The organism is Caldicellulosiruptor kronotskyensis 2002 (assembly GCF_000166775.1).
In the GTDB taxonomy this organism is placed as follows: Bacteria; Bacillota; Thermoanaerobacteria; order Caldicellulosiruptorales; family Caldicellulosiruptoraceae; genus Caldicellulosiruptor; species Caldicellulosiruptor kronotskyensis.
This window is the reverse complement of sequence record NC_014720.1, coordinates 2576520-2591595: the sequence shown is the minus strand read 5'-3', so window position 1 is coordinate 2591595 and position 15076 is coordinate 2576520. Positions and strand designations below refer to the sequence as shown.

Annotated in this window: 15 protein-coding genes; 13 read left to right on the top strand and 2 right to left on the bottom strand. The window is 36.5% G+C overall.

Translation table 11 applies throughout. From position 1 onward, the window contains the following. On the bottom strand, positions 1 to 678 hold the full coding sequence (gene queE, locus CALKRO_RS11990; protein WP_013431267.1) for a putative 7-carboxy-7-deazaguanine synthase QueE: 678 nt from the start codon (positions 676 to 678) through the stop codon (positions 1 to 3). A 143-nt stretch (positions 679 to 821) separates the two neighbouring features. Between queE and CALKRO_RS11985 the strand changes: the two genes are divergently transcribed. Genes CALKRO_RS11985 through CALKRO_RS11975 form a run of 3 tightly spaced genes read left to right on the top strand, consistent with a single transcriptional unit; the run spans position 822 to position 5402 of the window. Further along, complete coding sequence (locus CALKRO_RS11985) at positions 822 to 1271, top strand: MarR family winged helix-turn-helix transcriptional regulator (protein ID WP_013431266.1); 450 nt, start codon at positions 822 to 824, stop codon at positions 1269 to 1271. Between the two features lie 19 nt (positions 1272 to 1290). Beyond that, positions 1291 to 3519, top strand: coding sequence for an ABC transporter ATP-binding protein (locus tag CALKRO_RS11980; RefSeq protein WP_013431265.1), 2229 nt, complete (start codon positions 1291 to 1293; stop codon positions 3517 to 3519). Beyond that, a complete protein-coding gene (locus tag CALKRO_RS11975; protein WP_013431264.1) occupies positions 3516 to 5402 on the top strand; it encodes an ABC transporter ATP-binding protein in 1887 nt (628 codons plus the stop codon). The genes CALKRO_RS11980 and CALKRO_RS11975 overlap by 4 nt, the downstream gene beginning before the upstream one ends. 127 nt (positions 5403 to 5529) lie before the next feature. Here CALKRO_RS11975 and CALKRO_RS11970 read toward each other — a convergent pair whose 3' ends face one another. Next, complete coding sequence (locus tag CALKRO_RS11970; RefSeq protein WP_013431263.1) at positions 5530 to 6807, bottom strand: methyl-accepting chemotaxis protein; 1278 nt, start codon at positions 6805 to 6807, stop codon at positions 5530 to 5532. Between the two features lie 185 nt (positions 6808 to 6992). Between CALKRO_RS11970 and murA the strand changes: the two genes are divergently transcribed. From murA to CALKRO_RS11920, 10 genes are all read left to right on the top strand, one after another. Then, positions 6993 to 8237 carry a UDP-N-acetylglucosamine 1-carboxyvinyltransferase gene (gene murA, locus CALKRO_RS11965; protein ID WP_013431262.1) on the top strand — a complete coding sequence of 415 codons (1245 nt, stop codon included), beginning with the start codon at positions 6993 to 6995 and terminating at the stop codon, positions 8235 to 8237. Positions 8238 to 8306: 69 nt separating this feature from the next. After that, positions 8307 to 8735, top strand: a complete 429-nt coding sequence (locus CALKRO_RS11960; protein ID WP_013431261.1) for a DUF1284 domain-containing protein — start codon at positions 8307 to 8309, stop codon at positions 8733 to 8735. Further along, on the top strand, positions 8728 to 9672 hold the full coding sequence (locus tag CALKRO_RS11955; protein WP_013431260.1) for a biotin--[acetyl-CoA-carboxylase] ligase: 945 nt from the start codon (positions 8728 to 8730) through the stop codon (positions 9670 to 9672). The genes CALKRO_RS11960 and CALKRO_RS11955 overlap by 8 nt, the downstream gene beginning before the upstream one ends. Before the next feature lie 17 nt (positions 9673 to 9689). Beyond that, a complete protein-coding gene (gene folP / locus CALKRO_RS11950; protein ID WP_013431259.1) occupies positions 9690 to 10820 on the top strand; it encodes a dihydropteroate synthase in 1131 nt (376 codons plus the stop codon). Positions 10821 to 10846: 26 nt separating this feature from the next. Continuing rightward, on the top strand, positions 10847 to 11062 hold the full coding sequence (locus CALKRO_RS11945) for a DUF3006 domain-containing protein (RefSeq protein WP_013431258.1): 216 nt from the start codon (positions 10847 to 10849) through the stop codon (positions 11060 to 11062). 4 nt (positions 11063 to 11066) lie between these two features. Then, entirely contained in the window at positions 11067 to 11540 is a 474-nt protein-coding gene (gene folK, locus CALKRO_RS11940; RefSeq protein WP_013431257.1) for a 2-amino-4-hydroxy-6-hydroxymethyldihydropteridine diphosphokinase, read from the top strand. A 6-nt stretch (positions 11541 to 11546) separates the two neighbouring features. Next, positions 11547 to 12341, top strand: a complete 795-nt coding sequence (locus CALKRO_RS11935; RefSeq protein ID WP_013431256.1) for an SDR family oxidoreductase — start codon at positions 11547 to 11549, stop codon at positions 12339 to 12341. Between the two features lie 28 nt (positions 12342 to 12369). Next, entirely contained in the window at positions 12370 to 12924 is a 555-nt protein-coding gene (locus CALKRO_RS11930) for a Uma2 family endonuclease (RefSeq protein WP_013431255.1), read from the top strand. A gap of 26 nt (positions 12925 to 12950) precedes the next feature. Beyond that, entirely contained in the window at positions 12951 to 14285 is a 1335-nt protein-coding gene (locus CALKRO_RS11925) for a coiled-coil domain-containing protein (RefSeq protein WP_013431254.1), read from the top strand. A 38-nt stretch (positions 14286 to 14323) separates the two neighbouring features. Beyond that, on the top strand, positions 14324 to 14992 hold the full coding sequence (locus CALKRO_RS11920; protein WP_013431253.1) for a PspA/IM30 family protein: 669 nt from the start codon (positions 14324 to 14326) through the stop codon (positions 14990 to 14992). The last annotated feature ends 84 nt before the right edge of the window (positions 14993 to 15076 follow it).

The following is a 15076-nucleotide window of genomic DNA, read 5'->3' as shown; positions in this document are numbered from 1 at the left end:
TCATACCCCTCTGCTATTCTCTGACCAGATTATCTTGTGAAGTTGAAGCTGAACCCTTGCCTCAAAAAGCCCATTTTCAAGTACAAACTTTACAATCTCCCTTGGTTCTATCTTTCCAAAAACAGGGCTAAAATAGATGTTACATCTTGGTTTGAATGTCTTTATAATTCTTTCAGCAGTCTTTAAATCCTCATACGTAGCAACAACAAACTTGATCACATCTTTCTCACCAAGTAAATGTATATTATTAACAATCATCCTGTGTTCCATGCCGCTTGATGGGCACTTGTAGTCCATGGTGATAATGGCATCTCTCGGCACATGCTTTATGCTGACAGAACCATTTGTTTCGATGTTGACCTCAAATCCTTCGCTGATTAACCTGTCTATCAATAAGTAAATGTAAGGCTGGATAAGAGGCTCTCCGCCTGTGAGTGTAACTCTTTTAATCCCTGTTGAAGTGATAAAGTTCATGAGATTATCAATATCAATTTCTTCGTATTCTGGATTTTCATTTGCATACTTTGTATCACACCAAGAACATCTAAGGTTGCATCCTGCAAACCGCACAAATACTGCAGGATATCCACTTCTTATACCTTCTCCTTCAATGCTCACAAACTTTTCAACTACGTTGAATTTAAAAGGATTTTCGCTTTTAATGTATAAATCTGACAATTGATATCTTCACCCTTTTTTGAAATCTGCATTAATTTTAACATATTGACAACTTTCTATTCAAAGAGTAAAATATAATTCGTTTCCAAATTATTTTTATTCGAAATATTCGGTTCAAAATAATATGTTACGTGGTGGTGTTAATGGAATTAAGAGAAAAAAAGATTAAACTTTTGAAGCTGCTGAAAGAGGTATCAATAAAAGTTCGGGATGCACTTAAATACAGAGGTGATGATGTTGAGATACCTGCTTCTCATTGGATGATTATGAGTGTTCTTGACAAAAATGGTGAGATGAAAGTTGGAGATTTGAGCAATGTTTTAGGGCTTTCCAACTCAACAGTTTCGGGAATTTTAGATAAATTAGAAAAACTTGGATATATTGAAAGATCCAGAAGTACAGAAGATAGAAGAGTTGTGTGGGTTAGAACAACTCAAAAATTTAAAGATAGTTTAAAAAAGCATTTTAAAGAAGCTGAAAAACAGTTTGAAAATTTACTCAGCAAGGCAACAGAACAGGAAATAGATAAAATTATCGAAGGTTTTGAAACTCTTAAAAATATTTTAGACCGAGAACAGCTTGAAAAATTTTAACAAAAAGGGTGATAGCAAGTTGAAAAGAGTACTAAAATACCTAAAACCTTATACTTTGCTTGTATTAGCAGCAATTTTGTTCGTATTTATTCAAGCCATGAGCGAACTTACATTACCAGATTATATGTCAAAGATAGTGAATATCGGAATTCAGCAAAGTGGTATTGAAGATGCAACACCAGAGGCAATATCGAGTTCTACTATGGAAAAGGTTCTCTTGTTTATTCCACAGAGCAAAAAAGATGAGATTCTTTCTATGTACGAACTTGTGACAAAAACTTCTTCTGACTATGAAAGTTATAAAAAGAAATATCCAATATTATCGAATGAAGATATTTATGTACTAAAAACAAAAGATAAAGAAAAAATTGATAAAATTAATGTTGACATGGGCAAGGCAATTTTGGCTGTTGCAGGAATAGAGAAGATGAAAAAAGAGGCGAAAAATGGAGTTATTAACTTTAACGGCAGGCAAATACCTGCAAATATTGACCTTTTTGCCCTATTAAAACAGCTTCCGCAGCAGCAGGTAGACCAGATTCAAGAGGAGATAAATAAAAAGTTTTCATCGCTTGGTGACAGTATGATAGTTCAGGCCGCAGCCTCTGCAATAAAAGATGAGTATAAAAAAATTGGTATAGATATAGGCAAAAAGCAGACAATGTATATTATCAGGATGGGTCTTTTTATGCTTCTTTTGACATTAGTGTCAGCTATCTCAACCATTTTAGTTGCATTTTTTGCAGCAAGGTCTGCAGCTGGTGTTGCAAGAGATTTGAGAAAAGATGTATTTTCCAAGGTTGAAAGCTTTTCTATTGAGGAGTTTGATAAGTTTTCGACAGCATCACTCATCACAAGAACGACAAACGATATCATGCAAATTCAGATGCTTTTTGTAATTGGAATAAGAATGATATTCTTTGCACCTGTGATGGGAGTTGGCGGTGTGTTCAAAGCTCTTTCAAAGAGCCATTCAATGTCGTGGATTATTGCGCTTGCTGTGATTGTTCTTCTGGGACTTATAATGATTTTGTACGCTATTGCAATGCCCAAATTTATGCTAATGCAAAAGCTGATAGACAGGCTTAACCTTGTTGCAAAAGAGAACCTGTCTGGAATTATGGTTGTTCGTGCATTCAATGCTCAAAAATTTGAAGAAGAACGATTTGATGAGGCAAACAAAGACCTTACAAAAGTAGGACTTTTTATCAACAGGGCAATGGCAGTGCTTTTCCCGTCCATGATGTTTATAATGAACGGCACAACCCTTTTGATTGTATGGGTTGGAGCACATTATATTGAAAATTCAAGTATGCAGGTTGGCGATATGCTTGCGTTTATGCAGTATTCTATACAGATAATCTTTTCGTTCTTGATGCTTTCAATGCTCTTTATTCTTGTTCCAAGAGCTGCTGTTTCTGCAAGACGTATTGAAGAGGTTCTTTCAACAGAGCCTACAATTAAGAATCCTGAAAAACCTGAAAAGTTCAGAGAAGATATGAAGGGTATGGTAGAGTTTAGAAATGTATCATTCAAATACCCAGGCGCAGAAGAGTATGTTCTGCAAAATATAAATTTTAAAATCTTGCCTGGTCAGACGGTTGGAATAATTGGTAGAACAGGAAGTGGTAAAAGCACTCTTGTAAATCTTATTATGAGATTTTATGATGCAACAGAAGGTCAGGTTTTGGTAAATGGTGTTGATGTGAAAAAAGTAAATCTTGAAGATTTGAGGGCAAAAATAGGATATGTTCCTCAAAAGAGCTGGCTTTTTAGTGGCACTATCAAATCAAACCTCAAGATTGGCAACGACAATGCAACAGATGAGGATTTAAGGCTGGCTGCTGAGATTGCCCAGGCGCTTGAGTTCATAGAAGAAAAGCCGCAAAAGTTTGATACTGAGATTGCACAAGGTGGAAGCAACGTCTCAGGTGGGCAAAAACAAAGACTTTCAATTGCAAGAGCGCTTGTAAAAAATCCTGATATTTATATATTTGATGAGAGCTTTTCAGCACTTGATTTCAGAACTGAACTGAAGCTCAGAAGAGCTTTAAAAGAAAAGCTAAAGGACAAAACAGTGATAATAGTATCACAGAGGATAGCAACATTAATTCATGCAGACCAGATAATAGTTCTTGAAGATGGGAAAATTGCTGGTATTGGCAGGCATGAAGAACTTTTAAAAAGCTGTGAGACATATCGCGATATTGCTATTTCACAGCTTCCAGAGGAGGAATTACTGGCATGAGCGAAAAACAGACAACATCGTACAGACCTCATATACAAAGACCAAGAAGACGTGGGCCTGGTGGGCCTATGGGTCCAACATTTGTAGGTGAAAAGCCAAAGGATTTTAAGACTGCTATGAAAAAGCTCATAAAGTATCTATCTGCTTACAAGTTTTCAATTATTGCAGTGATTGTTCTTGCAATGCTGTCTGCTGCATTTTCAATTGCAGGACCTAAAATCCTCAGCAAGGCAATTACAAAGATATTCGAAGGCATCATGAATAGAATAACAGGCACAGGAAATGGCATTGACTTTGAGTATGTTGGTAAAATCGTTTTAATTTTGCTGGGGCTGTATATTGTAAGTGCTCTTTTTGGCTACATTCAGGGCTGGATAATGTCTGGCGTTTCAATGAAGCTAACATACAGGCTCAGAAAAGAAATTTCACAAAAGATAAATAGACTCCCCTTGAAGTACTTTGAGAGCACAAACCAAGGGGAGATACTTTCAAGAATCACAAACGATGTTGACACACTCACACAGACTTTAAATCAGAGCCTGACACAGATAATAACCTCAACAACCATGGTTATCGGCGCACTTGTAATGATGCTGAGTATAAATGTCTTGATGACATTGGTTGCACTGCTAATAATTCCAATTTCTTTTTCTGTTGTTGCGTTAATTATTGGAAAATCGCAAAAGTTTTTCATGCAACAGCAAGAATATTTAGGGCATGTAAACGGTCATATTGAAGAAGCATACGGCGGGCATGTTGTTATAAAAGCATTTAATGCTGAGAAAAAGACAATAGAGAAGTTTAACTTTTTCAACAACAAACTTTATGATGCTGCTTGGAAATCACAGTTTTTGACAGGCGTTATGATGCCGCTTATGAATATCATAGGTAATCTTGGGTATGTTGTTGTGACAGTACTTGGTAGTTACCTTACAATAAAAGGTACAATTGAGATTGGCGACATTCAGGCGTTTGTACAGTATATAAGGTCGTTCACACAGCCAATTGCCCAGATTGCAAATATTTCAAACATCCTTCAGCAAACAGCTGCTTGTAGCGAAAGAGTTTTTGAGTTTTTAGAAGAAGAGGAAGAGGTGCCAGATACACCAAATCCACAGATTGAACTTGACAGCATAAAAGGCGATGTAGAGTTTAGAAACGTCAAGTTTGGCTACAAGCCAGACAAAGTTGTTATAAATAACTTTTCAGCAAAAATCAAAGCTGGGCAGAAGATTGCAATTGTTGGTCCGACAGGTGCAGGTAAAACCACTATTGTAAAGCTTTTGATGAGGTATTACGATGTGAATGATGGTGCGATTTTGATAGATGGGCATGATATAAGAGAGTTCAAACGTGAAGATTTGAGGTCGCTTTTTGGAATGGTATTGCAGGACACATGGCTGTACAATGGTACAATAAAAGATAATATTCGCTACGGGAAACCTGATGCGACAGATGATGAGGTGATAAGAGCGGCAAAGCTTGCGCATGCAGACCATTTTATAAGAACACTGCCACAGGGTTATGATACAGTGCTCAATGAAGAGACAACAAATATCTCTCAAGGACAAAAACAGCTTCTTACCATTGCAAGAGCAATCTTAAAAGACCCGAAGATTTTGATTCTTGATGAAGCAACAAGCTCTGTTGATACATTGACTGAACTGCAGATACAAAAGGCAATGGACAATCTCATGAAAGGAAGGACATCTTTCATAATAGCCCACAGACTATCAACAATACGAAATGCAGATTTGATTTTGGTTATGGACCATGGAGATATCGTTGAGCAGGGCACACACAAAGAACTTTTACAAAAAGGCGGTTTTTACGCTCAGCTTTACTACAGTCAATTCGAAAAGGAAGAAGAGCTTGCAGGATGAAAAATTTTAAACAAAAAAGATATATGCCCTGGGGAGGTATTGCTATCCCAGGGCATTTTAGATGTTTTTAGAAGAGTTAATTAATAAAAAATAGTTTTTCCGAAAATTAAGTGAATAATTCCATTTTTTATCGTATCTTATACTTCTTAAGTCTCTTTTCAAGCTCATCAACAAGCTTTTGCAACGACTGTGCAGAGTATTTCATTTCGTTTATTGAGTTTAACTGATTTTCAACAGTTGCCGCAACCTCTTGTGAAGCCGCAGCCGTCTCTTCAGACACAGAAGATATGCTCTCTATTGCGCGAATAACTGCATTTCTTGCCTCTTCCATTCTACTGAGTGCTTCTTTTACAACATATGTCTTTTCTACAATTGCGTTTATCTCATCAGAGATTTTTGAAAAAGACTGCTGTGATTCAACCACTGCATCTTTCTGACCGAGCGCTGCCTCTTTTATCTCATCTATTATTTTTATTGTATTTTCTGTCTCACCCAAAATCACATCAACAATAGAATTTATCTCATCTGCTGCCTTTTTGCTCTGGTCGGCAAGTTTTCTGACCTCGTCTGCAACAACTGCAAACCCTCTTCCTGCTTCACCTGCTCTTGCTGCCTCAATTGCAGCATTCAAGGCCAAGAGGTTTGTCTGCTCAGCAATTGTGTTGATAACCTCAACAAAGTTGGAGATATTTTTGATTCTCTCTATAAAAGACAGGATAGTGTCGATTACCTTTTCAGCTGTTGACACGGCAATTTCGCTCTTTTCCCTAAGTATACTCATCTTCTCAATTCCATCTTTATTGAGGACATCAATCTTGTTTGCCTCTTCAATCACACCGTTGTAGCTTTCAGACACAGCATTTATCTGTTCAGAAAGGTTATTTACAAGCAAAACACCATGCTGTGCTTCTTCAGCTTGCTGGGATGCACCTTTTGCAATTTCTTCAACTGTCTTTGCAATCTCTTCAATTGCAGCGGCTGCTTCTTCAGATGTCTTTGTAACCTTTTTGGACGCACCGACAATTGCGTTTGACAGGTCAAAAAAGCTTTCAATAAGCGTCTTTATATCCGAAAGAACAATGTTTACGCTCGATGCTACTCTCTGGATGTTGCCGAACTCTTTTGACGAAATCAGTTTGCTGTAATCCCCGTTTTTGATTTTTTCAAGAACATCTTCAAGCTTTAAAATCATTTTGTTCATCTCATAACGAATCATAAAAGCAGTCAGTGAAAGTGTCAGTAAAAATGTAACTGTTGCAACTACGATAGAATAGAGTTTTAATTTGGCTGTTGGCATTATAATGCCAAGTATGATGTCAAGTACAATAATAAAAGCTAAAGCAACATATGTAAGACTTATAACTCCTTTTTTGACAGCGCCATTTTGCTCATTTTTTGGTGGCATTTAGTTCACTCCTTTAACCCAAAAATTTCTTTTGTTACTTCTATTATAATACAAGATGTGACCTTTTTGCTAATATTTCTTTTTAAAATAGTATCTAAAAATTATATAAAACTTTTTGTCTAAAACCATAAAAAGATTTCAATACTACTATAATAAACAAAACTTTAAGACGAGGAGAAAAATAAATGTCGAAATTTATAATAGAAGGTGCAAATAAGATTTCTGGCTCAATAAAGATTCACAGCTCGAAAAATGCGATTTTACCACTTTTGACAGCATCTTTGCTGTCGTATGATATGGTTGAAATTCTGGATGTGCCGCTTTTGGAAGACATCAAGGTGCTTTTGCAGCTTCTTTCACATTGTGGGTGCGATGTAAAAATTGAGGACGGCAAACTGCAAATCACTCCTGATATCAAAAACGGTGATATAAACGTAGATGGGGTAAACAAACTCAGAGCTTCAATACTTCTTTTAGGAAGCCTTCTTGCGCGTGGGAAAAAGGTTGTGCTGGGTATGCCGGGCGGGTGTAACATTGGCACACGACCCATTGACCTTCACATAAAAGGGCTTTCCCAGCTTGGTGCAGAGATTAAACTCAATCAAGGGTACATTGAAGCAAAGGTTAAAAAGCTAAAAGGTGCTAAGGTATATTTAGACTTTCCGTCCGTGGGTGCAACTGAAAATATCATGATAGCAGCCGTTTTAGCAGAGGGGGAGACCATAATAGAAAACGCTGCGACAGAGCCAGAGGTTGTGTGTCTTGCAAATTTTTTAAACTCAATGGGCGCAAAAGTAATGGGTGCCGGCACTGATACCATCAGGGTTTTGGGTGTGAAAAAGCTTTTTGGCTGCTCATTTGTTCCAATTCCAGACAGGATTGAAGCAGGAACGTACATGGCAATGGCTGCAATGTGTGGTGGAGAGCTTGAACTTACAAATGTGATTTGTGAGCATATAAGGTCTATTATTGCCAAGTTCAAAGAAAGTGGTGTGAAGGTCTATGAAGGGGAAAATGCTGTGCGCGTTGAAGCACCCGACAGGATTTTGGCAACAGACATAAAAACCCTGCCTTACCCTGGTTTTCCGACTGATATGCAGGCACCCATGATGAGTATGCTAAGTATAGCAAAAGGCACAAGCGTTATCATTGAGACAATATTTGAAAACAGATTTTTGCACGTTGGAGAGCTTGTCAAAATGGGTGCGAATATAAAAGTGGAAGGAAGAGTAGCAGTGGTTGAAGGTGTTAAAAAGCTCAAAGGTGCAAAGGTTGAAGCAAAAGACTTGCGCGGTGGTGCTGCACTTGTTTTGGCAGCGCTCTGTGCAGAAGGTGTAAGCGAGATTGAAGGTGCATCTCACGTTGACAGGGGGTATTTTGAATTTGAGAAAAACATTACAAGTCTTGGGGGTAAGATAAAGAGAGTTTAAAGGGATTTTGTCTTCCTTGATGAAAAATTGTGGTATAATTAAATTAAAAAGTTTGTTTGCCGAAAAGAAATGAACAGAACAAAAATGCCAATTATACTCAGAGCACATCATCTTTTGTGTTTTTTAGGCTTTAAAGGAGCAGGATATAGCAAAGAGTTTGTTGAAAATTTTGAGAGGGTTTATAAAAGTGTTTACCTTGAAAATGCGCCTATAACAATTGTATCTTTTCCAGATGAAATTTGTAGATGTTGCCCAAATTTGGCTGCTACAGAGTGCAGGTTTGAAGGAAAGGTCAAAAAGTATGATGAAAAAGTAGTTGAGCTTTTAAAGCTATATGGGCTTTCTGATTTAGAAGATGTGTTGCCATATGAAGCTTATAATGTTTTGAAAAAGGCTTTGCCACAGCAGCTGGAGAGTATCTGCCGAACATGTGAATGGTTTGCCCTTGGTTTTTGCAGAGAAAGCTTTCAAAGAAAGGACTTGTGGAAAAATGGATGAAAAGGACATCTTCATATTGAGAAAGCTGTATGAAAATGAGTATATCTCTGGTGAAGAGCTTGCCTCTTTTTTGAATATCAGCCGAATGGCAATAAACAAGAGAATAAAGTCGCTAAAAGCTTTGGGCTATAAAATAGAGTCTGCAAGGAAAAAAGGATATGAGCTTGTTGACAAGGATATAATAAGAGTGTGGGAAATAAAAGACTACATCCAATCCTCAAACCTTTTTAAAGAGTTTATATACCTTGATGAAATAGACTCAACAAATACATATGTAAAACAGAACCAACAACATCTTGAAAACGCAACAGTTGTATATACTGAGAGGCAAACTCAAGGAAGAGGAAGACTTTTACGCAAGTGGGTAGACATTGAAAAGGGTATAAAGATGTCAATATTATTGAAACTTATTTTGTTTGATTTAGAAAAGATTGTACCGCTTACACTTTTCACAGGACTTATTATAAACAGGGTTTTAAGAAAATATGGAGTTAACTCTTTTATAAAATGGTCAAATGACATATACTTAAATGGCAAAAAGGTTTGTGGAATTTTGTCAGAACTGTCAGGTGAGGTTGAAGGTCTTGGCAGTATTATAATAGGTATAGGAATAAATGTCAATGCAGAAAGCGTTCCAGAGGATATAAAAGACATCGCAACAACCTTGAAAACTGAAACATCGCAAGATTTTGACAGGACAAGGCTAATTATTGACATTTTAAGTGAATTTGAAAGAGAGCTTCCCAACTTTGATAATTATGGTTTTTCATATTTCAGGGATGAATATAAAAGCTTTTGTTTAAATTTTGGAAAAGAGATTTTGATAAATGGTGAGAGGATGCTTTGCAGAGATATTGGCGAAAATGGGGAGCTTGTATGTGAAAAGGATGGAGAAATAATAGAAATTTCAAGTGGTGAGGTACTAATGAGGTTTTAAAAAGGAGATGGTAAAGCTTGAGACTGATATCAAAAGATGCGAATATAAAGAAGATTTTGTATCAAAAAGGTTTTGATGAGAAAGAAATTTTGGAATTTGAAAAAAAGGCAAACTCAATAATTTTGAGATTTGATAACATAAAAAATCCTTCAGAATTTATTCAGTTTCTTTCAAATCTTGGTTATTTTACAATTTCAAACGAAAATATATGCTTTGCAACAACATCACTTTACAACTTTGAAAAGACAAGATGCGTTTTGACAGAGGAAGGGATAGAGTGTAATTTTGATGCAGATTTTACCATTTCACAAAGGTATTTGCTTGCAAAAGATAAAAAATTGAGCCTTTTGAAGACAAACGTGATGGGGATTATAAATGTCACACCAGACTCGTTTTATGAGGGCTCAAGAGTTCAAGTTGAAAAGGTAACCCAAAGAGCACTCCAGATGATTCAAGATGGTGCAGATGTTCTGGACATTGGCGGTGAGTCCACAAGACCTTTTTCAGAACCAGTTGAGGAAGAGGAAGAGCTAAAAAGAGTAATTCCTGCAATTGAAGCGATAAGAGATATGGATAAAAGTATCCCAATTTCAATTGATACATATAAAAGCAGAGTAGCTCAAAAAGCAATAGAGGCCGGTGCTGACATTATAAATGATATCAGTGGCGGAACGTTTGACAAAGACATGTTTTACGTGGCAGCGCACTACAATGTTCCTATCATAATCATGCACATCAAGGGTACGCCTAAGGATATGCAAAAAAACCCTTACTATGAAGATGTTATAGAAGAGATTTTGCAGTTTTTTGAACTGAGGATTGAACAGGCTCTGAAAGCCGGTGTAAAACTTGAAAACATCATCTTAGACCCTGGCATTGGCTTTGGGAAAAGACCAGAGGATAACTTGGAGATACTGCGAAGGTGTGAAGAGTTCAGGGTTTTAGGAAGACCCATTTTGATTGGGGCATCAAGAAAATCGGTGATTGGCCATGTGCTGAGTAATCTTCCCCCTGAGGAAAGGCTTGAAGGAACTTTGGCAATCTCTGTAATATGTGCTCAGAAAAAGATTGAATTTGTAAGGGTGCATGATGTAAAAGAAAACAAAAGAGCCATCTTGATGACACAGGCTATCTTCGATGGAGTTTAAACTTTTAAAAAAGAGGTGTACACTTTATGGTAAAAAAAGTACTCATCGACAGGTTTGAAGGTAACTTTGCAATAGTTGAGCTTGAGGGTAGAAAAATGGTAGCAGTTCCCATAGAAATTGTACCAGAAGATGCAAAAGAGGGTGATGTTCTGGTAATATCAATAGATGTGCAGAGTACTCAAGAGAGGGAACAAAGAATTAAAAATCTTTTTGAGAGCTTAAGAGAGGAAGGCGGAAAGTAAAAAAATGGATAAACATATTGTTTTTTTAGGGCTTGGAAGTAATCTTGGTAACAGACATGAGAATATACAAAAAGCAATTGAACATTTAAAAGAAAAGATAATAGTTGAAAAGATTTCAAGCATAATTGAAACCCAGCCTTATGGATTTGTTGACCAGCCAAAGTTTTTAAACTGTGTTTTGAAAGGCACAACCATGCTTTTGCCGTTTGAACTTCTTGAGTTTGTACTTGAGATAGAAAATAAAATGGGTAGAAAAAGGATTTTTAAATGGGGGCCAAGGAACATCGATATTGACATTCTTTTTTATGATGACTGTGTTATAGACACAGTAAATCTTAAAATCCCCCATCCAGAACTTCACAAAAGACTATTTGTACTTGAACCTCTTTGCGAGATTGAAAAAGATTTTGTACATCCTGTGCTGAAAAAAAGTGTGTATGAACTTTACACCCAGCTTACATCTCCAAGAAAGGAATGATACGAAATGCAAAACAATTCTTTTTTCATCATGCCTGAGTTTGAAGGCAAAAATGTGGTTATAACTGGTGCTGCCCAGGGAATTGGTCTTGTCACAGCAATCTCTTTTCTTGAAAATGGTGCAACCGTTTTTGCCATTGACAATGACAGAGAAGCAATTGAAGATGCTACTTTCGACTTTTTTAATAAGTTCAAAGATAGAATAACCTTTTTTGAGTGTGACTTAGCAAGCGCAAAAGAGATTGAGCTTGTCTGCCATAAGATTGGTGAAAAAGCTGGGAAAATAGACGTTCTTGTCAACAATGCAGCTATATCTTCAACAAAGTGGATTGAAGAAAGAAGTGTTGATGAGTGGGATGAAGTGATAAATGTTAACTTGAGAGCACCATACTTGATGGTAAAATTTCTCCTGCCGTACTTAAAAGAGGGCGCATCTATTGTCAACATAGCATCAACAAGAGCTTTGATGTCAGAGCCAAACACAGAACCGTATTCAGCGTCAAAAGGTGGTATACTTGCACTTACACACTCTTTAGCTCTGTCGCTATCTTCAAAGAAAATTAGGGTAAATGCCATAAGTCCGGGGTGGATTGAAACTTCAAGGTACAAAAAAAGAAAATACCGAAAAGAACCACAGCTTCGAGAAATTGACCATCTTCAACATCCGGCAGGAAGGGTGGGTATGCCCGAAGACATTGCAAACGCCATTTTGTTTTTGTCATCTGAGAAAAGCTCATTTATCACAGGCACAAATCTAATTGTTGACGGTGGTATGACAGTTAAGATGATTTATGAGGAGTAAAAAATATTAAAAAGGTAGGTAAACAGTGATGATTCCTGAAAAGAAAAGAGCAACATATGAGGAGTTTTTAAAAATTTCGCAGGAAAAAAGAGCAGAGTTTATAGATGGAAGTATCTATCTTTTAGCGTCGCCTTCGTTTGAGCACCAGATGACAATATCGAAGCTGAACCTTGAATTTATGAGATATTTTGAGGGGAAAGAGTGCATCCCTGTAATCTCACCGTTTGATGTGATTTTTGAAGATGAAAAGACAGGAGACATTCACGTTGTCCAGCCGGACATCGTGGTAATTTGCAATAAAAAATTCATCACAGAAAAAGGATACAAAGGTGTGCCAAAACTGATTGTTGAGGTGCTCTCACCATCAAGTGCTTCTGTTGACTATATAAAAAAGATGCAGCTTTACAGTTACTTTGGTGTTTGTGAGTACTGGATTGTAAATCCGCGTAACAAATCTGTCCAGGTTTTCGTTTTAGATAATGGAGTATATATAGAATATGCTGCACTGTCTCAAAAAGGGGTTGTAAAATCAGCTGTATTTGAGAACTTAGAATTTGACATAGAGAATGTGTTCAATTTCTAAAAAATAAAAAAGAGAGGCTTTAAAATATGTGGGGTGAGTTTTACGAGATTGACATAGACTTTTCAAAATTGTTGTGGGCACAGCTTTTGAGGTATTTGCTGGGGTTTTTATTTATAATTGTTCTGGTTGTGGTAGCTTTTACTATCAAGAGAAAAAAAGCTGAGAAGTTGAGAAAGCTTAAAAACTTGCAGAGGGTGGAAGAGTATTTTGAAGAAATTTCAAACAGAATTTTGAACTTAGATGATAAGGCAAAGTTTTTAAGGTTACTTAATGATGGACAAAACCTTGAGAACAAGTTTGAAGAGGTTACAATAAATTTCAAAAACCTAAAAGAATATTATGAAGGAATAAAAAAGAGCTATTCAGATGGTGAGTTTAAAACCTTTTTGACAATCTACAACATACTCAAAAGTGATTTAGATTTTCTGGAAAAGGTTTTAAAAGATTCTGAAAAGACACTTCAAGAAGAATTAGAGTACATTGAAAAGGTAAAAAAAGCTGTAGATGGGATTAAAAATAATGAGGTTTTAAAGAAAAAGATAGATGAACTTTTTGCAAAAAGAGTTTCAGATGATGATTTGAAAAAGGCGGTTGAGGGTATAAAAAGAATTGATGAGAAAATAGAATATTTTAAGAGCCTTGGTGATGACAAGAAAAACGAATATATAAATACAATGATACAGCTTTTAACAAAGAGGTTTGAAGAAAAGTATCCGCTGATTCTTTCAAAGTCTTCTTCTTTGGCTTTGCAGCTTCAAAAGAAGTTTGACGATTTGCTTTTAAAACTTCAGGTGTCAAGCGACTCTGAAAAGATTGTCCTAGCAGAAGACTTTTTAGATGAACTTATACAGGTTGAAAATGAATTAGCACAGGATTTTCAAAAAAAGATGAGATCTAAAAAAGATCTTGTCGACAAGTTTGAAAAAATTGTGTCAGTTTACGACAAGGTTGGCTTTAAATTCTATAAAATAGATCTTGAGATTGAACGAGTAAAAAACTTGCTTGAAAGCTGTGCTGATAATGAAAAGTTAGAAAAAGAGATATCTGAGTTAGAAAGTGCCATTTTGACCTTTACACGGGAGTTTTCAGAGTGCAAAAAGCTTCTTGAAAATTTCGAGAGATTTTTAAAAGAGGCAAAAAATAGGCTAAAAGTAGGCTCATCATCTAACCTTTTTGACTCATATTATAAAAACTTGAAAGAGCTTTTATATGAATGTAACTTTGACGAGTTCAAAAAACGCTATATAGAATACCAGAACGATATCTCAGATGCGCTTTTAAAGTCGACTTCATTTTCAACTGGTTCAAGCGATACAATTAAAAAGGTCATAAAAGACCTTTTTGATGAGTTTTTTGGGTAATAAAAAAAAATATTACATTTTCGGGAGGTTTTATTGCTATGGGGGTATTTCAAAAGATTGTCCAGCTTCTCAAGGCGAACATAAACGACCTTATTGAAAAAGCAGCCGACCCTGAAAAGATGCTCAATCAGCTGATTGAAGACATGGAAGACCAGCTGCAAAAAGCAAGGGCTGAGGTTACAAACGCTCTTGCAGATGAAAAGATTTTGCAAAAGAAGGTTGAAGAAAACAAAAAGGCTGCTGAAGAGTGGCAGAAAAAGGCTGAGCTTGCCATATCAAAAGGCGAGGATGAACTTGCGGTAGAAGCGCTCAAACGTAAAAGAGAATTCGAAAGACTTGCTAATGAATATCAAAAACAATATGAGGCACAGCACGAGGCTGTTGAAAAGCTAAAAAGTGGGCTTAAGATGCTGGAAGACAAGATTGAAGAGGCAAAGAGAAGAAGAGACCTGCTCATTGCCAAGTCAAAAAGGGCTGACGCTCAGGTTACAATCACACAGACAATGAGCAAGTTAACAGACGCATCTGCGTTTGAGTCGTTTGAAAAGTTTGCGCAGAAGATTGAACAGAAAGAGGCAAGAGCTCAGGCACATGAAGAGCTTTTAAATGCTTCAAAAACACTTGAAGACAGATTTAAAGAACTCGAATATAGTGATGAAGACATTTTGGATGAGCTTCAAAAACTAAAAGAGAAAATGGGTAAGTAAAAAGAATAGATTTTTCGTGCAAGCAACCTTTTTATATTGGGTGCAAAAAGGATTTTGGACCTTTTTGCACCCTTTTTTATTTTT

What these genes read in the sequence shown, in the direction of transcription:
- CALKRO_RS11985 (WP_013431266.1), top strand. Translation starts at nt 822, where the DNA reads ATGGAATTAAGAGAAAAAAAGATTAAACTTTTGAAGCTGCTGAAAGAG.
- CALKRO_RS11975 (WP_013431264.1), top strand. Translation starts at nt 3,516, where the DNA reads ATGAGCGAAAAACAGACAACATCGTACAGACCTCATATACAAAGACCA.
- CALKRO_RS11970 (WP_013431263.1), bottom strand. Translation starts at nt 6,807, where the DNA reads ATGCCACCAAAAAATGAGCAAAATGGCGCTGTCAAAAAAGGAGTTATA.
- murA (WP_013431262.1), top strand. Translation starts at nt 6,993, where the DNA reads ATGTCGAAATTTATAATAGAAGGTGCAAATAAGATTTCTGGCTCAATA.
- CALKRO_RS11960 (WP_013431261.1), top strand. Translation starts at nt 8,307, where the DNA reads ATGAACAGAACAAAAATGCCAATTATACTCAGAGCACATCATCTTTTG.
- CALKRO_RS11955 (WP_013431260.1), top strand. Translation starts at nt 8,728, where the DNA reads ATGGATGAAAAGGACATCTTCATATTGAGAAAGCTGTATGAAAATGAG.
- CALKRO_RS11945 (WP_013431258.1), top strand. Translation starts at nt 10,847, where the DNA reads ATGGTAAAAAAAGTACTCATCGACAGGTTTGAAGGTAACTTTGCAATA.
- folK (WP_013431257.1), top strand. Translation starts at nt 11,067, where the DNA reads ATGGATAAACATATTGTTTTTTTAGGGCTTGGAAGTAATCTTGGTAAC.
- CALKRO_RS11935 (WP_013431256.1), top strand. Translation starts at nt 11,547, where the DNA reads ATGCAAAACAATTCTTTTTTCATCATGCCTGAGTTTGAAGGCAAAAAT.
- CALKRO_RS11930 (WP_013431255.1), top strand. Translation starts at nt 12,370, where the DNA reads ATGATTCCTGAAAAGAAAAGAGCAACATATGAGGAGTTTTTAAAAATT.
- CALKRO_RS11925 (WP_013431254.1), top strand. Translation starts at nt 12,951, where the DNA reads ATGTGGGGTGAGTTTTACGAGATTGACATAGACTTTTCAAAATTGTTG.
- CALKRO_RS11920 (WP_013431253.1), top strand. Translation starts at nt 14,324, where the DNA reads ATGGGGGTATTTCAAAAGATTGTCCAGCTTCTCAAGGCGAACATAAAC.